Origin of the sequence: Spiroplasma endosymbiont of Panzeria rudis, assembly GCF_964019705.1 — a bacterium.
GTDB classification, from domain to species: Bacteria; Bacillota_I; Bacilli_A; order Mycoplasmatales; family VBWQ01; genus Spiroplasma_E; species Spiroplasma_E ixodetis_A.
The window spans coordinates 719,143-738,426 of record NZ_OZ026460.1; the positions used below are offsets into that span (position 1 = coordinate 719,143).

General features: G+C 22.2%; 23 protein-coding genes and 2 pseudogenes. 10 read left to right on the plus strand and 15 right to left on the minus strand.

The window, feature by feature from the left end:
• The first annotated feature begins 166 nt into the window (after positions 1-166).
• The 3 genes from AACK89_RS04040 (at position 167) to AACK89_RS04050 (ending at position 1,705) form a co-directional block, all read left to right on the plus strand.
• Positions 167-910 carry a hypothetical protein gene (locus tag AACK89_RS04040; protein WP_338977369.1) on the plus strand — a complete coding sequence of 248 codons (744 nt, stop codon included), beginning with the start codon at positions 167-169 and terminating at the stop codon, positions 908-910.
• 16 nt (positions 911-926) lie between these two features.
• The gene (locus AACK89_RS04045; protein WP_338977372.1) at positions 927-1,271 is read left to right on the plus strand and encodes a hypothetical protein; all 345 of its coding nucleotides are present in this window, start codon (positions 927-929) and stop codon (positions 1,269-1,271) included.
• 107 nt (positions 1,272-1,378) lie between these two features.
• Positions 1,379-1,705 carry a hypothetical protein gene (locus AACK89_RS04050; RefSeq protein ID WP_338977375.1) on the plus strand — a complete coding sequence of 109 codons (327 nt, stop codon included), beginning with the start codon at positions 1,379-1,381 and terminating at the stop codon, positions 1,703-1,705.
• A 6-nt stretch (positions 1,706-1,711) separates the two neighbouring features.
• On the opposite strand, the gene AACK89_RS04055 is transcribed toward AACK89_RS04050, so the two are convergent.
• Positions 1,712-1,990 (minus strand): SemiSWEET family sugar transporter, encoded by a 279-nt coding sequence (locus AACK89_RS04055; RefSeq protein ID WP_338977378.1) that lies wholly within the window; start codon positions 1,988-1,990, stop codon positions 1,712-1,714.
• 132 nt (positions 1,991-2,122) lie between these two features.
• On the opposite strand from AACK89_RS04055, the gene AACK89_RS04060 reads away from it, so the two are divergent.
• Together AACK89_RS04060 and AACK89_RS04065 are read left to right on the plus strand one after the other, a co-directional pair.
• A complete protein-coding gene (locus AACK89_RS04060; protein ID WP_338977382.1) occupies positions 2,123-2,302 on the plus strand; it encodes a hypothetical protein in 180 nt (59 codons plus the stop codon).
• Between the two features lie 35 nt (positions 2,303-2,337).
• The gene (locus tag AACK89_RS04065) at positions 2,338-3,171 is read left to right on the plus strand and encodes a DUF3137 domain-containing protein (protein WP_338977385.1); all 834 of its coding nucleotides are present in this window, start codon (positions 2,338-2,340) and stop codon (positions 3,169-3,171) included.
• Between the two features lie 53 nt (positions 3,172-3,224).
• On the opposite strand, the gene AACK89_RS04070 is transcribed toward AACK89_RS04065, so the two are convergent.
• Together AACK89_RS04070 and AACK89_RS04075 are read right to left on the minus strand one after the other, a co-directional pair.
• Positions 3,225-3,521, minus strand: coding sequence for a hypothetical protein (locus AACK89_RS04070; RefSeq protein WP_338977386.1), 297 nt, complete (start codon positions 3,519-3,521; stop codon positions 3,225-3,227).
• Between the two features lie 116 nt (positions 3,522-3,637).
• Positions 3,638-4,675, minus strand: a pseudogene (locus tag AACK89_RS04075) (IS256 family transposase); the annotation flags it as partial.
• Positions 4,676-4,747: 72 nt separating this feature from the next.
• Between AACK89_RS04075 and AACK89_RS04080 the strand changes: the two are divergent.
• Positions 4,748-5,846, plus strand: a pseudogene (locus AACK89_RS04080) (IS3 family transposase).
• 20 nt (positions 5,847-5,866) lie between these two features.
• On the opposite strand, the gene AACK89_RS04085 reads toward AACK89_RS04080, so the two are convergent.
• Positions 5,867-6,418, minus strand: coding sequence for a cysteine peptidase family C39 domain-containing protein (locus AACK89_RS04085; protein WP_338977389.1), 552 nt, complete (start codon positions 6,416-6,418; stop codon positions 5,867-5,869).
• A 109-nt stretch (positions 6,419-6,527) separates the two neighbouring features.
• Between AACK89_RS04085 and AACK89_RS04090 the strand changes: the two genes are divergently transcribed.
• Positions 6,528-7,766 (plus strand): IS256 family transposase, encoded by a 1,239-nt coding sequence (locus tag AACK89_RS04090; RefSeq protein ID WP_281749630.1) that lies wholly within the window; start codon positions 6,528-6,530, stop codon positions 7,764-7,766.
• Between the two features lie 87 nt (positions 7,767-7,853).
• Here the strand turns inward: AACK89_RS04090 and AACK89_RS04095 are convergent, their stop codons facing one another.
• Both AACK89_RS04095 and AACK89_RS04100 read right to left on the minus strand, forming a co-directional pair.
• Positions 7,854-8,069, minus strand: coding sequence for a hypothetical protein (locus AACK89_RS04095; protein WP_338977391.1), 216 nt, complete (start codon positions 8,067-8,069; stop codon positions 7,854-7,856).
• Between the two features lie 220 nt (positions 8,070-8,289).
• A complete protein-coding gene (locus tag AACK89_RS04100) occupies positions 8,290-9,393 on the minus strand; it encodes a MupG family TIM beta-alpha barrel fold protein (RefSeq protein WP_338977394.1) in 1,104 nt (367 codons plus the stop codon).
• 344 nt (positions 9,394-9,737) lie between these two features.
• Between AACK89_RS04100 and AACK89_RS04105 the strand changes: the two genes are divergently transcribed.
• Both AACK89_RS04105 and AACK89_RS04110 read left to right on the plus strand, forming a co-directional pair.
• On the plus strand, positions 9,738-10,307 hold the full coding sequence (locus AACK89_RS04105) for a hypothetical protein (RefSeq protein ID WP_338977397.1): 570 nt from the start codon (positions 9,738-9,740) through the stop codon (positions 10,305-10,307).
• 372 nt (positions 10,308-10,679) lie between these two features.
• On the plus strand, positions 10,680-10,937 hold the full coding sequence (locus AACK89_RS04110) for a hypothetical protein (protein WP_338975951.1): 258 nt from the start codon (positions 10,680-10,682) through the stop codon (positions 10,935-10,937).
• Between the two features lie 144 nt (positions 10,938-11,081).
• Here the strand turns inward: AACK89_RS04110 and AACK89_RS04115 are convergent, their stop codons facing one another.
• The 9 genes from AACK89_RS04115 to AACK89_RS04155 form a co-directional block, all read right to left on the minus strand.
• A complete protein-coding gene (locus tag AACK89_RS04115; RefSeq protein WP_338977399.1) occupies positions 11,082-11,987 on the minus strand; it encodes a hypothetical protein in 906 nt (301 codons plus the stop codon).
• Between the two features lie 173 nt (positions 11,988-12,160).
• Positions 12,161-12,823: a hypothetical protein gene (locus AACK89_RS04120; protein ID WP_338977400.1), complete on the minus strand. Its 663-nt coding sequence runs from the start codon at positions 12,821-12,823 to the stop codon at positions 12,161-12,163.
• On the minus strand, positions 12,813-13,499 hold the full coding sequence (locus AACK89_RS04125) for a ribulose-phosphate 3-epimerase (RefSeq protein WP_281749492.1): 687 nt from the start codon (positions 13,497-13,499) through the stop codon (positions 12,813-12,815). The genes AACK89_RS04120 and AACK89_RS04125 overlap by 11 nt, the downstream gene beginning before the upstream one ends.
• Before the next feature lie 13 nt (positions 13,500-13,512).
• Positions 13,513-14,394, minus strand: coding sequence for a ribosome small subunit-dependent GTPase A (gene rsgA / locus AACK89_RS04130; protein ID WP_281749493.1), 882 nt, complete (start codon positions 14,392-14,394; stop codon positions 13,513-13,515).
• Between the two features lie 12 nt (positions 14,395-14,406).
• Positions 14,407-15,378, minus strand: a complete 972-nt coding sequence (locus AACK89_RS04135; protein ID WP_338977401.1) for a serine/threonine-protein kinase — start codon at positions 15,376-15,378, stop codon at positions 14,407-14,409.
• Positions 15,379-15,462: 84 nt separating this feature from the next.
• On the minus strand, positions 15,463-16,212 hold the full coding sequence (locus AACK89_RS04140) for a protein phosphatase 2C domain-containing protein (RefSeq protein WP_338977402.1): 750 nt from the start codon (positions 16,210-16,212) through the stop codon (positions 15,463-15,465).
• 11 nt (positions 16,213-16,223) lie between these two features.
• Entirely contained in the window at positions 16,224-17,507 is a 1,284-nt protein-coding gene (locus AACK89_RS04145; protein ID WP_338977405.1) for a methyltransferase domain-containing protein, read from the minus strand.
• Positions 17,508-17,695: 188 nt separating this feature from the next.
• On the minus strand, positions 17,696-18,031 hold the full coding sequence (locus AACK89_RS04150; RefSeq protein ID WP_338977408.1) for a SemiSWEET family sugar transporter: 336 nt from the start codon (positions 18,029-18,031) through the stop codon (positions 17,696-17,698).
• A gap of 5 nt (positions 18,032-18,036) precedes the next feature.
• On the minus strand, positions 18,037-18,384 hold the full coding sequence (locus AACK89_RS04155; RefSeq protein WP_338977411.1) for a SemiSWEET family sugar transporter: 348 nt from the start codon (positions 18,382-18,384) through the stop codon (positions 18,037-18,039).
• Positions 18,385-19,027: 643 nt separating this feature from the next.
• Here AACK89_RS04155 and AACK89_RS04160 point away from each other — a divergent pair.
• Positions 19,028-19,270: a hypothetical protein gene (locus AACK89_RS04160; RefSeq protein ID WP_338977413.1), complete on the plus strand. Its 243-nt coding sequence runs from the start codon at positions 19,028-19,030 to the stop codon at positions 19,268-19,270.
• Positions 19,271-19,284 lie beyond the last annotated feature (14 nt).

A 19,284-nucleotide genomic window follows, 5' to 3' on the forward strand; every position in this document is an offset into this window, starting at 1 on the left:
TATTTAAAATAACTTTTTAAATTTATATATTAAATATAATTAATTATCAATGATATTATTGGCAATTAAATATAATAAATAAGTAACATTATGTACTTATTTATTTCAATGTTATAATTATTTTAAGATTAAATTTAAAAATATATAATTAGATTGGAAGTAAAAAATGATTCCCGAATATCGATTATTTAAACATCTTTTGCTTTTAAAAAGTAATTATTTTTTTAAGCGCGAAATTAAAAAAAAAATAGGTCATTTAAAAGCAAAAGATTATCGTAATACTTATAACTTAATATTTAATAGTAATCAAAATTTAATGTTTATGAAAATAATAAGTGTTTATTTATATTTCAATAAAATTTCTTATAAAGAATATTTAAGATTAGTTGCAAATTTTATATTAACTATTTCTGCTTTAATTCCTACTTTTAAGAGTCAAGAAAAACAGTTAGATGATTATCAAAATGCCAAGGAACTTTTATTATTACTTGGATGTAAAGATCAAATAAAAGTTTGGTTTGATGATACTTCAAAAGTAGTATTACCTGATTTTTTGATAAATAATTCTAATTTGAAAAAAGAAAGTTTGCTAATAATTAAAAGATTGGTAAATATTAGTGGTAATATTTTTATTAATTTAACTAAGAATGAAACAAACATAAAAAATAATTATGAGTTTGGAAGTTTATTAATGTTATTTTATTTGTTGGATTTAGAAACCAGAAAAACATTGCTGACAAAAGATAGTACTGATTTAAATTTAAAAGCTTTTTTTTCATATGAAACTTTATTTACTAATAAGTTGATAATTTTAGATGAATTGGTTAAATGCGCTATGCGCTTAGAACAAACTAATTTTAATTTTTATATTAGAATAATGAATTATTCTTTGTTAGGAAATTATCAATAAATTAAGGATAAAAAATATGAATAATTATGATGTAAAAGTTGATAATATTAAAAGTAAATTTTTAAATATTAATAAAGATATTATTATTGCTTTACCTTCTATTTATGATCAAAATATTGCTTATGAAGTTTATTTAGTTTTTGATGGTAAAGATATGTTACTTAATAGTAATAGTAATATTTTATTTGAAAATAATAGTAATTGTATTTTTATTGGTATTGGTAGTACCAATAATATGACTCGTTTTAATGATTTAGCAACTTATACCAATGATGATGTAAAAATATTAATGACAAAATATTTTCTTGAATTAAAAAAAGTAACATTGATTTTCTTGGTGGTAATGGTAAAAATTACTTAGAATTTATTATTAATGAGGTTATACCATTTGTTATTAAAAAGTTTAATTTTTAAATTAAAAATTTAAATGCCATTGGTTGTTCTTTGGGGGCATATTTTTGTTTACAAATGTTATATTTATCAAAATTACAATTTACAAAATTATTATTATTTTCGCCAGCAATTTGATTTAATTCACAAATTATTGAAGATTTAAAAACTAAAGTTTTAAATAATAATCAACCTTTAATAGTTGAACTATGGGTAGGAAAAAAAGAACCAAAGTTTTTTGAAGGCAAATTAGTAACAAATTATGAAAGTAATACTATTGAATTAAAAAAAATATTAACTAATAGAAAAATTACTACTAATCTAGTAATTGATGAAAATGGTGCTCATGGTTTTAAATGATGAATTAAATATATTAATGAAAATCCTTTAATTCTTATTAGCTAATTGAAACTATGGTTTTTCTTTTTTTCTAAAAATATTATTAATTTTTAGAATTAAAATAATACTTGCAAAAAATAATACAATAGTATTAGTTGTAATAATAGCAGGTTGATTAGACAATATTGCAAAAATAATTAATGTTATTGCTGATAGTACAAAAATAATATACATATATAATGATAATAATTTTGTATCTCTGGTGCGAATTATTTTAAAACTTTGGGGAATTAAAACAATACTAGTTAAAATTGCTCCAATTCAAGATAAAATATTAATTGTAAGTTCCATATCTTTCTCTCCTAAATTCTTACTATATTTTAGTATTCTAAATTTTATTATAAGATATTAATGGTTAAGTTGATAGTAAAAATAATAATTTTAAGTATAATTATTTTAATAAATTAATATATGGGAGGAAAAATGAGCAGAAATAATAGTATTATAAAGTTTAATGAGAATGAATTAAAAATTATTAAAGAAAATATACATTCAATTTATAACAAGATTTTAAATACTTCCTTTAAGCGAATGTTTATAAGCAATGTATATAAAATTATTGCTTATATTATTTTGGCATTAGGTTTTTTACTATTATGTTAGGGATAATTTTTCTGAGTAGTTTATTACCTGAAAAAGTGTCTAGCACATTTTATTTAGTAATAGTTATTATTGGTATTATTTTTATTTTAGTTGGAACATTGTTAGTAACAGTTGGACAAACTTTTTCCAAAAAAATAAAACGAGAATTTTTAGAATATAATATTAATTATTTAAAAATGGCAGTTAATTCTGCTTTTAAAGCAGTTGAAATTACTAATGTTACTAAAAATTTTACCATTGTACCACAAAAATTCTTAGTTATTGGTAGTGATTTTAATCATCGTGTTTGAACTGAAAAAGTTATTATTAGTAGTATTAATGATAAAAATTTTAATTGTGGAACAACGTTAGAAAAGATTACTAGAACTTACAAGACAGGAAAAACTACAACTACTAGTACTACATATAATCGATATCTTTATTTTACGTGTTTAATTGATATGCAAGATGTAATAACAACGATTGTTCCTGAAACATTAGGTTCAAGAATTATGGGTTCAAATCGTGGTGATCAACTTGAATCAGCAGCATTTGAGAAGTTATTTGCTCTTGATTATAGTGATCCAATTAAGTTAAGAAAGTTATTAGTGCCAAAAGTAATGAGCAAAATGGTTGATTTAGCAAATATACAAGAAAAAATACCAAGTATTTATGTTAATAAAAATCAAGTCACTCTAATGCTTCCTTATATGAATATTGGTTCTGATAATAGTTCTACTGCTAATTTATTAAATTTAGTTATTGCTAATAGTGAAGAAAAATTATTAGAAAATATTGTTGAAATGTTAAATTTTACATTAGATATTATAATAAACTCTTATCAATGAGTAGTAAGTTTAGATTTAAGTAAGGAATTATTATTTAAATAATTAAAAAATTTTAAAAGTGATTGGGAATTCCAATCACTTTTAAAATTAGATTATTAATCTTGTCATTTTAATTTGCGAGCAGCAATTCCCATAAAAATTGCTAGTATTATTAAACTAATACCTCCATATAAATACATTTCTCATGTCATTTTAAATGTTCCATTTCAACATTCAAAGTAAGGCAAAGTAGAGTATTTAAATGGTGAGAAATAACTAATAATATTTAATACTTTACTACTTGTAATTCAATCAATAGGCATAATTGAGCCACTTAAGTAAGCAACAGGTAAATATAATACGTTGGCAACAGCAATAAATGAAGTAATAGTCTTAAATAATGATGCTAACATTATTCCCAAACCAATAGTAGTAATAAAAATAATAATAATTCATGGAATCGAAGCACCAATTTGAGTAGGAAGAGGAGGCTTTTTAATAATCTGTGTATCTTTGTTTTACAAAGTTACTAATTTAGATTAATTCTGTCTTCAAATTTTATCATAAAATGAGCAATTGCTGTATTTCAATTTTGAATAGGCAATGTTCATTTTTTTGTTATATTTTCAATTGCCAAGTAAAATATTTTGAAAACTGCCATATCATTAGGAAAAACTTTTTTATTTCTGATGATTTTTCGTAATTGACTATTAACAGATTCAATAGCATTTGTAGTATAAATCACTCTTTTGATTTCTACTGGATAACTAATAAAAACCATTAAATTATCTCAATTTTTATATCAAGATTTAGTAATTTGAGGATATTGTTTATTTCATTTACTTTCAAACGATTCTAAAGCTTGCATTGCTTGTTCTTCACTACATGCACTATAAATTGGTTTTAAATCTGCAACTAGACCTTTTCGATGTTTGTATGAAACATATTTTAAACTATTTCTAATTTGATGAACAATGCATAATTGATGTTCTGTTTTAGGATAAACTGATTGTATTGCTTCTGACATGCCTGTTAAATTATCACTACAAGCAATAAGAATATCATTTAAGCCACGATTTTTCATTTCTGTGAAATTAGATAATCAAAACTTAGAACCTTCATTTTCACTAATTCATAATCCTAAAACATCTTTTTTGCCTTCTAAATCAACTCCTAATGCTATATAAACTGATTTGTTAATAATCCGTTTATCTTGTCGTACTTTAACTACTATACAATCAAAATAAACAATAGGATAAATACTTTCTAATGGTCGATTTTGTCATGCTTTAACATCATCAATAACATCATCAGTAATTTGACTAATAACACTTTCACTAATATCAGCACCATGATATAACTCTTGCAACTGCATTCTAATGTCAGATAATGTCATTCCTTTTGCATACAAGGAAAGAACTTGTTGATCAAAACCATCAAATCTTCTTTGCCTTTTAGGAACTATTACAGGAGTAAAATTACTATTGCGATCTCTTGGTACATCAATTTCAATTTTACCTTGTTGAGTTATTAATTTTTTTGAACTTGTACCATTACGAGCATTGGATAGGTTACACTTTATTGGACACTAATTACGTAGACAAGTGAACAAATTAGTTAAAAGAAAGGAACTATAATTATGGCCAATATTAACTCATATACCGATGAATTTAAAAAACAAATAGTAGCTTTATATCAAAGCGGTAAGTCAGTGTCTTGTCTTGCTAAAGAGTACAATGTTACAAGAGCAGCTACTTATAATTGAATTAAGCAATTTACTAATTCAGGCAGTTTTAAAACTAAAGATAATCGTTCTATTGAAGAAAATGAATTAATTAAATTAAGAAAAGAATTAAAACAGTTACGAATGGAAAATGATATTTTAAAGCAAGCAGCACTAATAATAGGCAGAAAATAGAAATTATTGCTAAAAATAAAGTTAAATATAAAATTCGCACAATGTGTCGTTTTTTAAAACTTTCTAAATCAACATATTATTTTAATTTAAAGGAAAAAGAAAAAAACAAAATAATATTTATGATGAAGCTGTTATTAGTGCTTTTAAAGAAAATAAAGAAGTTTATGGAACAAGAAGATTAAAAGTTGTTCTAAAAGAAAAGAATATTTATTTGTCACGCAGAAAAATTAAAGAAATTATGAATAAACATAATTTAATATCAAAATACACTAAATTATCATTCAAAAATCATCATAATAAAGTCAACGATAGTCAAATAACCAATATCGTTAATAGAAACTTTAATAATAGGCTTAAAAATGAAGTTATTGTTAGTGATTTAACTTATGTTCAAGTTAATGGTAAATGAAACTATATTTGCCTATTAATTGACCTATTTAACCGCGAAATTATTGGACATAGTGTAGGTACTAAAAAAGATGCATCATTAGTACATCAAGCATTTATGCACTCAAATCGTTGTTTAAAAGATATTCAAATATTTCATAGTGATCGCGGTAATGAATTTAATAATAAAATTATTGATAAACTTTTACTAGCATTCAATATTAATCGCTCTTTAAGCAAAAAAGGTTGTCCTTATGATAACGCTGTTGCTGAAGCAACTTTTAAAACTTTCAAAATTGAATTTATTAATGATAAAAATTTTACATCATTAATCCAATTAAAATTAGAATTATTTGATTACATCAACTGATATAACAACATAAGAATTCACAGCACTTTAAACTACTTAACTCCAGTTAATTATCAAAAATAAATGTCTACCAAAAAATAGTCCTAAAAAGGGTTGCCATTCCACAAAAATAAATTATTAATTATAATAATTAATGAATAATATAAATAATTTGGAATCAAAAATGGTGAAAAATTTTTAATTTTATTCATCTTTTTTTTATTAGTAATAAAGAATTTATTTATTATATTAGTTGAAATAACAACATTTGTAAAAATTTTTGCAAAATCTTCAATATTTTTTCAACTAAGTTCAATATCTTCTGGATTTGCCACCAGTCATTTATTTTTTTTCTTTTTGTAAATAACTACAAAATGAAATCCAACATTAGCATTATATATTTGAATAATTAACGGTTTAACAATTATTAGTGATTTTAATTTATCAAAATTAATATTATAAGATTTTAATAATAAATTATAATTACTAGCCAATTGTTTTAATTCTAAAAGATTAATTCCCAATTTTGTTAAAAATATATCTTTTTTTATGTCATTAATTAATAACTTCTTCTTAAAATAAAACCTATATATCATAGCAAGACATGCCAAACCACAATCATTTTCTATTTCTTGTTGAACAAAAGGATATTTCATATAAAAAATCCGCCAGGAAATGTTTAGTAATCTGTGTAACTTACAAAAATAACTATGTTTAATTAATTCTAGTAAATATAATTAAATGACTAGAAAGAGTGAGTTATAGATGGCTAAAAAAGATAACTTTAATAATAATGATCCAATATCAAAAGCAGTAGATTTATTACTAGAAAATACTGAAGATTTAACAACAGTTTTTAAACCTGGCGGTTTATATAAAGAATTAACAAAAAGATTAGTTGAAAAAATGTTGAATTCTGAAATGCAAAATTATTTAGGATATGAAAAAAATCAACATAGTACTACTGAAAATGCTCGTAATGGTACAAGTTCAAAAAAATTAATAACTCAACAAGGTAAAATTGAAATTGATGTACCAAGAGATCGCAATAGTAATTTTACTCCTGTAATAGTTCCTAAAAGGCAAAGAAGATTTGATGGTTTTGATCAACAAGTTCTTTCCTTGTATGCAAAAGGAATGACATTATCTGACATTAGAATGCAGTTGCAAGAGTTATATCATGGTGCTGATATTAGTGAAAGTGTTATTAGTCAAATTACTGATGATGTTATTGATGATGTTAAAGCATGACAAAATCGACCATTAGAAAGTATTTATCCTATTGTTTATTTTGATTGTATAGTAGTTAAAGTACGACAAGATAAACGGATTATTAACAAATCAGTTTATATAGCATTAGGAGTTGATTTAGAAGGCAAAAAAGATGTTTTAGGATTATGAATTAGTGAAAATGAAGGTTCTAAGTTTTGATTATCTAATTTCACAGAAATGAAAAATCGTGGCTTAAATGATATTCTTATTGCTTGTAGTGATAATTTAACAGGCATGTCAGAAGCAATACAATCAGTTTATCCTAAAACAGAACATCAATTATGCATTGTTCATCAAATTAGAAATAGTTTAAAATATGTTTCATACAAACATCGAAAAGGTCTAGTTGCAGATTTAAAACCAATTTATAGTGCATGTAGTGAAGAACAAGCAATGCAAGCTTTAGAATCGTTTGAAAGTAAATGAAATAAACAATATCCTCAAATTACTAAATCTTGATATAAAAATTGAGATAATTTAATGGTTTTTATTAGTTATCCAGTAGAAATCAAAAGAGTGATTTATACTACAAATGCTATTGAATCTGTTAATAGTCAATTACGAAAAATCATCAGAAATAAAAAAGTTTTTCCTAATGATATGGCAGTTTTCAAAATATTTTACTTGGCAATTGAAAATATAACAAAAAAATGAACATTGCCTATTCAAAATTGAAATACAGCAATTGCTCATTTTATGATAAAATTTGAAGACAGAATTAATCTAAATTAGTAACTTTGTAAAACAAAGATACACAGATTATTAAAAAGCCTCCACCGCCAATAATAATTAACAGTGATTACCATTTTTTCCTTTTTATTACTTACGATGTTTTTTCTTTTTAGCAGCAGCGCTTTGTTTTTCGCGTTTTTCATCACGCGCAGAAAGAAAATGTTTATGTCTTTTTTCTGCTCTTTTAGTCTCTTGGGTCTTTTTACTAAATCCTTTTAAAAGACGTTGAAACTCTTGTTCACTACTTGTTCGTTCTTCGTTTTCTTTGTTGTCTGATGATGGTGATTTTTTCACTGAATGCATTCATGTCAGCTCCTATTTTTTATTTTACTTTAACAATTATATTAGTAAAATAAAAAATTATCAATATTTTTATACAATATTAAACTTTTAATTTTTTTTAAAAATAAAAAGTAAGATTATCTTTTAAAATTTCACACTTACTAACTATTATTTAATAATACTTAATGATTTTATCATATTTTAAATGTTTATGTTTTTAATAAATAAAATAAAAATTTATTTATAAAATAAATCTAAATGAACGATTTGACACTAAAAATGGAATAAAATTTAAATCTTCTTTAGAAAGTTTACCAACAACGTTACGAATACCATCATTTTTAATTTTATTTGTAATAATATGTAATTCACCGCGATAATTTTGTGCTTTATTATTAAGAATAACAACATCACCTTTTTCTAATCATTGATTAGTATTGTTAGCAGGGATATCTAATTCTTGATATATAACTCGAGAAATAACACTACGAATTATATCTCGTGCTAAATCAGATCTAACTTTATGAATATTTTTGTCAAAAAGAATCTGTTGTTCACTATCAGTAATATTAGAATTTAACTCAATTTTTAACGATAAATTTTTATAATCAATTTCATTTATCATTTTCAAATCATATTCTGTTAAAAACTGGTTAGCAATAATTATCATATCAATGCATAAAGCAATATAATGACGAATTTGTGTTACCAATGGTCAATCACGATGCAGTTCTAATGTTGGTAAATTATCATTATATTTTCAAGGTCCAATTTTATCTTTTCCTAATAATGTAACAAAGCTGGCAAATGGAATTTTATTAACAACGCTTTCAGATTGATTTAAACAAAAAAAGTCAATATCAGCACCGGTATATCTTTGTGGATAAAAATTATAACAACTAATAAGGTTATTAACATTAGCTTTATAAAATAATATTAAGTAGTTGATATCATTAACAACATATGAACCATTAATAAATATTTTAAAATTTAAACGATTTTGACTTAATTTTGCTTGATGTTTAATATCAATTCCTTCGTTGCAACGAATACCCGATAAACCATACATTTTAAAAAACTTTATGAAATCAAGTCGTTTATTAAGATTCAGATTAAATTCATTAATAAATTCAATATTAATATCTGTAAAAACATGCATATTATACTTTTTAGCAATTTGTGTTAATACTACTAATTTTTTTAAATTTTCATAATCTGTTTTTTTAAAAATAATTAAAGTTGTAAAAATAGTTTTAATATTATTCTTGGCTAATAATTCGGTATAATTTTTAATTTCTTCTAAATTTGCTAAATGTAAATAAACTGCAGCACCAATTTTTTCCATTTACTTCCTCCTTTACTTTTTATATATTAATTTTATCATTTTGTAACTTAATAATTTTTAATTTTTACAATAAATAATGTAAAGGATTCCTAGTTTGATAAAATAACTACTTCTACATAAAAATAAGAAAATTGACTACGCTAATCTTAATTTTAATACACCTTATACATTAATAAATCTATAATTTACATTTATTCATGTTAAGTATTAACTTTATAAATATAATTATTTTTTATGCTAATATTTATTTATAATTTAATAAAAGTTGATTCCTAATATAGAAATTTATTTATATTAGGTTTTTTATTAAATTAAAATTAAAGAAAGGAAAAAGATTAAAAGATATGCCTTTAACTTATATAGAAAAAGAAAAACTATTACAAAATGAATGAGAAAAAAGAAAAAAAGAAGCAATAAAAAATATTAACAAAAAAATACCAGGTGAATATTTATTAAAAATATTTGAAACTATAATCTTAGATAATGATACAAAAGTTAATGAGGAAAATCTTCAACAATCTCAAGAATTCGAAACATTTGAAGAAAAACCATTACAAGATAATGAAAATAAACAAGAATCAAAAAACTGAACACAATTTAAAACAGATTTTCCAAATATTGCACAAATAATAAAAAATAGCAAAAATACTGGCATCAAAATATTAACATCTTTAATTACATTTTTTGAAATTAATGATGACCAACTTGGAATTACAGAATATATACTAAATTTAAATGAAGAACGTAAAAAAGAAATAATGAACATTAAAGAAATTGAAGAAAAAATTAAAAATATTTGAAAAGAAATCAAAGAATTAGAAAGCAAGCTATTTTCAGATGAACCATTATCATTATTATCTTGTTCTTCTGAATTAAAAGAAGAAAAAATTAGTAAAAAATTGAACTTGAACTAATAAGAATAGGGAGGTTCGAAGTATCACAAGCACAAATGGAACAATATTCACCAGAAATAAAACAAATTATAAACGATTCAAAACAACTTTTAAAAGAATATGATGATAAATTAAATAAATCAATTACATTATAAATAATTTGTGTAATTACTTAATAAAAGGTAAATTTTTAGTGTTTATTAAACAAAAACAAACATTTATACTTTTTTATCTTATTTAATTATTATTTTTGATATACTATAAGTGTTTATTACTATATAAATTAAAAAAAGAGGATAAAATGAAACAAAAGCAGATTCAAAAAACAAATGATAAAAATAATCAAAAATTAAAAAAACTATCGAAACAATTGATATTCAAACTAAAAATAATTTGAATTCAAAAGAAAATGATGAACAAACTGAAAATGATAAATACGAATTAAAAAAACTTAAATTTTATTTTATAATTAAATTATTAACAATAATATTTGCATTTTTATTGACAGTAGTTTTATATTTAGGTTTTTTATTAACAAATAAATTAGACTTAGATACATTATTAGAATTTGAATGACCTTTATTACTACTAATGGGAATTACAACCACAACATTACTTCCAAGTAAAATATCTAAAACTACTAAAATTTAAAATAATTTTATAATTATTATTTCTTATTGCTTAAATTATATCCTTTTAACAAAAAATATTATTAATCTCTTTAAAAATAAAATTTTAAAGAGATTAATTTTTATTTTAAATTAAAAAAATAAATTATCACCAAATAATAACGTCTTATAATAAATTTTGATATGAAAAACTCTTTTCTACAATATTATGTTCATCTAAATCATTTATTGATTTTCATTTTTTACCATAATTTAAACTACTACTTCCTAATATTTTAGTTTTCTTTTCTAATTTATTAACTTTAGTTTTTAAAATTTCAATATCACTTTCTAACTTATTAATTTTAGTATTTAATCCATTATGTTCGCAAATTAATTTATCAAAACTATCCTTACTATATTTATTATTAATTGCTTTAATTTTATTACTTTCTCACATTCCACAAGTCAAAAATTTAAGTGGTCAATGTCACCATCTTCTTGCTAATTGTTTTTCATTTTTGAAATTCAAATTAAAATTATTAATTTGTCCACATATTTTATTTTTAGCTTCTTTTAGTATTTTTAAATCATGTATTTTTTCTTGCATTTCTTTAAAAATTTCACTAATGTCTGAACTATCATATAGTGTTAAATTATCTAAACTTTTAGAACTATCTCTATGCTTTATTTCAACTTCTAAATCAGTTTGTAAACCTAATACAAATAACTTATCTTCTGAAGTAGTTAAAACATTACTTAAATCATATTTATATATATTTTTAAAATCTATTGCCAATGTTCCCTTATTTGCTTGTGCTTCTAAAAAACTAATAGTTACAGTAAACAAAGATAAAATTGGCATTATTGCTTTATCAGAATATTTTTTTGTACTTTTTCCACAATTATATTGAAGATATTTAAGATTTTTAATAACATTAGGAATATCTGCAACCAAAAATATTCCTTTTAATTCTTCAATAATTCTTTTAAAATAAGGAATTTGAGTATTATGTTGTTTTTGATATCTTAACTTTATACTTTCAAGTTTTTTTATTAACTTTGTTGCAGATAACATTTTTTCTTTTACCATTTTTTAATTTCTCCTCTTTTAAAAAATAAAAAAAACCCATTTATTTTTAATAAAAATAAGGGTTATAAAACTTATATTAAGTTTATGATTTTTATTATACTATCTTTTTTTTAAGATTTTATTAATATACTTTTGGCATAAAATAATAATTAGTTTTTCTAAATTTTAAAAAATTATTTATGTAAAAAAACTAAACATTTTCCTTTTTTAATAATTAGTTTTGGTCTTTCTTTTTTGTTAAATTCATTACTAATAGTTTGTGTACTATTATTAGTAACAGTAATATCCTGATTTGGATAAAACTTACAACCACTAAAATTATAAATTACTTCTTCATTGTCTAAACTAAAAAAAGAAATATATTTATATGTTAATTGTCAATTGTAAAAAATATATTCTGATTTTGCTTTTAATAAAAAACAATAATTATTTTCACCTAATAAAATTGGGTTAAAACATTCATATTTTTTTATTATATTAATACTAGCAAGTAACATATCCCAACGTATTCCATCACTTACTATCACTATTTGTTGAAAATTAATTTTTTTGGAAATTGCAGTAACTATCGCAAGTTCACTATCAATAAAATCTTTTTCTTTATTAAAAGTAATAATTTCAAAATTATGTATTTTACTTTGATCATTTAAAATCTTTAACTGTTGTTTATTAATGGTATCATTATCACAACAAATAAACTTAATTGGTTTTTTATATTTTAATAATGATAAAACACCAGTTTCAACACCAATAAAAATTGGATTAATAAATTGTTCTCAATTTAAATTATAATCACGACAAACAATTACTAATTGTTTAATATCACTATTTTTCATAATTTGTTAACATCGCAACTTGTTTTTTTACTGAATTATCACTATTTAATAAATAACTACCCGCTACTAGGTAATTAGCACCAGCAGTAATACAATCATTTGCTGTTAAATTATTAATGCCGCCATCAACAGCAATTGTAATATTTGGAAAATTATTATCGATATGTTTTACTAACATTTTAATTTTATTAATAGTTAAATCTAAAAAACGTTGTCCACCCGCACCTGGTTGCACACTCATAATTAAAATTGTATCAAGATCTTTCAAATAATCATAAATTTTTGAAATTGGTGTATCAGGATTAATGGCAATTCCTTTTTTAAAACCAGGGTTTTTTCACTGCAGAAATTCTTTTAATTGTTCTTCTGTTAATGCTTCATAATGCAAAGTAATATTTTTAACTTGCGGTAAAATTATAAATGGTTTTAAATAATCACATACTTTTAATGTTGTTATCTTTACCATCATATGACAATCAATATTGATATTAGAACTAAATTTACATACATCACTTAATATTTTTGCACCAAAACTTAAATTTTCAACAAAATGATGATCCATAACATCAAAATGAATTCAATTAATTCCTGCATTTTGTAAATTTAATAAATCATCTTTTAAAGATAGAAAGTTAGCAGTTAAAATGCTAGCGGCAATTGTTACTTCTTTTTTCATATATTACCATCCTTTATTTTAAATTATTAATTTTATTGAATTCTATTAAAATTTTACAATAATCTTCATAAAAAAAACCAGAAATTATTTTATTTGCAACTGCTTTTTTAATTGCACATTCTGGTTCTTGCTGATGTAAGCAAGTACGAAACTTACAATTTTGTCAAATATTAGTAAAACTAGGAAAATTAGTAGCAATATCAATACTACTTAAACCTTGCAATTGAAAGACCGAAAAACCAGGTGTATCTGCAATAATACCATCATGTAAAAAATAAAGGCGAGTTTTAGTTGTGGTATGTTTACCACGATTTAAACTTGTAGAAATATCCTGTGTTCATAGTTTTAAATTATTATCCAAACTATTTAAAGTTGAACTCTTTCCCACTCCTGAAGTACCTGTTAATATTGATAACTTGTTTGTAAAAACTTTTTTTAAATCTTCAATACCATTTTTTTTAACATTTGAAATAAAAATTACTGGTAAATTTAAATTCTGATATGCTTTAACTTTTGTTCAAACTTCATTATCTTTAGTTACCAAATCAATTTTTGTAAATATTAAAATTATTTTTAAATGATAATAATTAAAAATAGTTAATAATTTATTTAATAGAAAACTACTAAGAAAAGGATTAACAAGAGAACTAACAATTAATACTTGATCAACATTAGCAATGCTTGGTCGATATAGTTCATTAAATCGAGGTAAAATTGATTCAACCAAAGGATTTTTATCATCTTTAAAATTAACTTTAACATAATCACCAACTAAAATTTTTGCTGTTTGAAATTTTAAATTTCCTTTGATTAAACAAGAATAAATTTGATTTTCAATTCTTACTTCAACAAAGTTATTTGCAACTCCAATAACTATTCCTTGTTTAAAGTTCATAGTGTCCTCCAATTAATATAAAATTAATATGCTTATAATAACACCAATAAGTAATAATATAATTAAAATTAAAGATGATAAAAATTCTTTTTTTAAATAAAATGGTTTTTTTAATTTTTGTGAATTTAAGTAATTTTTCTTAAATAACATATTATTTTTATTTTCCATTTTTAAACAACAATCTAAATCATTACTCAATTCACTAATTGTCCGATAGCGATCATTAATATCCTTAGCAGTTGCCTTCAAAATAATATTTTCTAAACTTTGTGGAATATTTTTATTAATTTCATGAATTAATGGCATTGGTTCTTTAATATGTTTGGCCGCTAATATTTGTGGATTTTTATGAAAAAAAGGTGGTTTACCAACTAATAATTCATATAATATAATACCTAAAGCATAAATATCACTTTGAATTGTTGGTTTTTGAAATTTTACTACTTCTGGAGCAATATATTTCATTGTTCCTACAACTTGATTAGCGTGTTTTTTAACTTCATAATCATCAATAACAGCAATACCAAAGTCTAAAACTTTAATTGCTCCACTACTAGTTAAAATAATATTTTCGGGTTTTAAATCACGATGAATAATATTGACTGCATGACACGCATTAACCCCTTTTAAAATTTCTTTCATAATAACTATAACTTCATTAACTGATAAAACTGAATAATTACTTAAATATTCTTTTAATGTTTTACCTTCTAATAATTCAAAAACTAAGCATCAATCTTTCTTATCAATAAAAACATCATATACCAAAATAACATTGGGATGTCTAACTCTAGATACTGCTCTAATTTCTTGCAAAAATCGTTCTTTTATTAAGTCATCTAGTGGTGAAATTGGATTAATTACTTTTAAAGCAACTTGCCGATTTAAATATTTATCTTGTGCTTCATAAACTTTAGCCATACCACCCGAACCAATAATTTTTAAAATATGATAACGATTATTCAATAATTTATTTATTTCCATTAGTTTCACCATTACTTTTAAATTTATTTTTTAAAAATTACTAACTTATTTATAATTTATATTTTACACAAAAATGTCAAAAGACTAAAATTTTATTTCCATTAATAATACAGTAACATTATCAGTTGAAACATTAAGTAATGCTTGCTTAATTAATAACTTAACTTTGTTATTAATATTTCCATTTTTTTCTAAAATATTAACTATTTCATATTCTTCTAAAAAATCATGAACACCATCACTAGTTAAAAGAAAATATGATGGAATTATTAAGGGTAAATGAAAAATATCGGTTTTTAATGGCTTACGTGGACCAAGAGCACTAGTTAATGCCTTTCAATAAGTGTGATTTAAATCAACACTTGATTCTTTAGTTGTGTTTTTTTGTAAATATAGATTTAAAATATTATGATCAACTGTTAACTGTTTTAATCCTTGTTCACTATATTGATAAATACGTGAATCACCAATATTTACTAAATAAGCTTTGTTATTAGTAATTAAAATTATTACCATAGTTGTTCCCATATCAAGCGCTTGTTCATTACTTAAACTAAAATTATTCATTTCAATTTGAATAATATCTATCTTTTCTTGTAATCATGCATGAATTTGTTTATCATGTTTTAATTTAGTAAAATCTGTTGTTTCAAAAAATTTTTTTAACATACTAACAGCCATATTACTGGCCACTTCACCACATTTATGACCACCCAAACCATCACAAACAACACCAATAACTTGTCCCGTATTATTTGTTAAATATAAAACGGCATCTTGATTATTTGTACGATAATTACCAACATCTGTTTTATAACTAGCATTTATTTTCATAAACTGACCCCCTATATTCCTTTTTTTAATTTACAAATATAAAATCCATCAGTATTGTTATTAAAACCAAAAAATTGTTTTTCTGCAATGATTGTCATATCTGCGTGATTTTTAACAAACTTCTCAATTTGATTTTGATTTTCTTTAATATTGAAAGTACAAGTAACATACACAATTATCGCTTCGGGTTTTAAAAGTTGATAAGCCTTATTTAATAATTTTGATTGAACAATAATTAAGTGATTAATTTCTTCTTTACTTCAATTGATAAGTTTAACTTCTGGTTTTCTTTTAATTAAACCTCAAGCAGTACTAGGAGCATCAATTAAAATTTTGTCAAACTTATTATTAAAATCCAATATTGTAGAATCACCATATTTAAGTTCAGTATTTGTTACGCCTAATTTTTTTAAATAAGTAGCACCAATTTTTAATCGTTCTTCATTGATATCACAAGCAACTATCTTACCGTGATTAGACATTAAAGCTGCCATATGAGCTGTTTTACTAGCAATTCCTGCACACATATCTAATACTTCATCATATGGTTGTGGATCTAAAAAATGACTAACTAACATACTTGCTTGGTCTTGTTTAATAATTTCACCATTTTCATATAATTTTGTGTTAAAAATTGACTTTGAACTAATAATACCATCAGATACTATCTCGCTTAAACAAAAGTTAAAAGATTTATAATTTTCATTGTTTAACACTTTATTAACAGTAGTTTTTAATGTATTAACTCTAAAACTAATTAATGGCATTCTTAAGTTATCTTTTATCAATTGATTTGCAATATTAATACTAAATTGTGATTTTATTAAAGAATATAATCAACTAGGATAACTATATTTAATTAATTTAATATTTTGTTTACTTTCTTTTTGTAAGTTAAATTCTGATCTAAATTCAGTAAAACATAAATCTAATACTTTAGAAATAATAAATGTTAGTTTATTATCAATGGTGCTTACTTTTTTTAAAGTATTTTCAATGAAAATTTCTTTATTAGTAATTTCTAAAAAATAGATTTCATATAAAACTATTCATAATAAAATAGTTATGTGAAAAGGAATAGTAATTACTGATTTCAAAACATTTCATATTTGATTTAATATATAATCTAAATAAATTTGATTTTTTAAAGTTCCTAGTACTATCTTTTCAATTGCTTCTTTTTCTGATAATGTTAGATTTTTATCTCGCATCATTTGTGCTAATAAAACATTACAATGACCTTTTTCTAGGATTACTTGTACTAGAATTTTATAAACATCATTTTGAATTATCATTATTTAACCCCACAAAACTTTTAATTATACATATATTATAACTTAAATTATTATTTTTAATTTTGATAAGTATTTTACTATTATAACTATTAAAAAATGCATCATTACAATGCATTTTTAGTAATAAATTATTATTTTTAATAAAAAATAAACTATTAAAAGTTGCTCTTTATATTTACTTTACCTTTTTATTTTTTACAAACTTCACAATATTTATACATATTATTAATTTTAATACCAAGAATAATTCCTGATCATATTGCACAAGGTGTATTAGCACAAATTATAACTAAATCTTTCATTAAAATTGTTGATTCAGATCCGCCATGATATGATAAATGAATAATGCCCCACAATACTCATAAACTGTTAGCTGTTGTATAAAGAATAAATGTAAGTAAAGAAATACCATCTGTTTTTTTAGTTTTTATTGTTTTTAAAGATTGTGGACAAAATGCTATAACAGCAATAAGTGCTCCAATAATCCCTATTATAGTAATAATTCATCATTCAGTATTTGCCATTATTTTTATTCCTCCAAAGTTCTAGCATTTTCGCCCAACGTTTTCATATTTTTTACTTTAACATAAATAATACAATTAGTTGCAGTCATTGTTACTGTATACGGTATTATTAAGGTAGAACCTCAAATTGCAATTTCAAGAGTATCAGCACCTTCTGGTCACATTACTGGTAATGTTACTGAAAGTATTCCAAATATCAAGAAAAAAAGATTAGCAATATTATAAATTATATAAGTTGATAAGATTATATTTTTAGTTTCCTTAGTTTTTATTGTTTTTATTGCTTGTGGAATAAATGTTATAATAGATAATATTCCGGCTAAATAACCTATAATTCCAATAAAAGTTTGCATTTTCATCCTCCATTAAATTTTAAAAATATTTTAGTAGTTTTTTTAAAACTATTAATATATTTATTTCTTGTTTTATTAAAAACAACATTATTTTACTTTTAATCATTTAAAATAGAAAGTGTTTAATTAATATTTTTTCAAATAAATCTAAAAAAATTAAAAATAATTTATAATAAAAAAATAAAAAACCACTAAAATAGTAAAAATTTATTTAAAATAAAATAATAAATTTAAAAAATATTAGTTAAAAATTAAATAAAATTTTAATTTTACAATAAATATAAAATTATGAAATAAATTCGCCTTTTTATAAAAAAGTGATTTTTTTATTGTATATTCATTTTTTCAATTATAGACTTAAATTAAGATTTACTTAGAATTCAAAAATAAACAATAAATAATAATTTTTCAATTAAAACTATATTCTATAAAAAAATAATTTGTTATCAATTTATGTTATTAACAATATTTTTAATATTGTCATAAATTTAACTTATCATTTTATTTTTTATAAATTTACAAACTAATTTAATGTTCTTACACCATTTCGTATTTTTTTAAAATCCTAAATATTATAAATATAATCTATGTTCTAAGTAAATCTTAAATTATGGGAATATATAAAAAAGTATTGGAGTTAAAAATGAAAAAAAATAATTTTATTTATGCGAGATATGATAAAGAAGATAACTGTTTAGGTGTTTATGACACTATGGAAGAAGCAATATTAAAAGTTTACCACATTGATAAAACTAATAAAAAACGCTATTATCAAGCCTATAATAATATTTGTCGTTCTTATCAAAAATATAAAAATAATTTTGGAAATGTTGTTTGTTATGAAGGTTTTTGATTTAAAATACCACTAAATGAAAATCGCTATTAAAATTAAAAAAATAA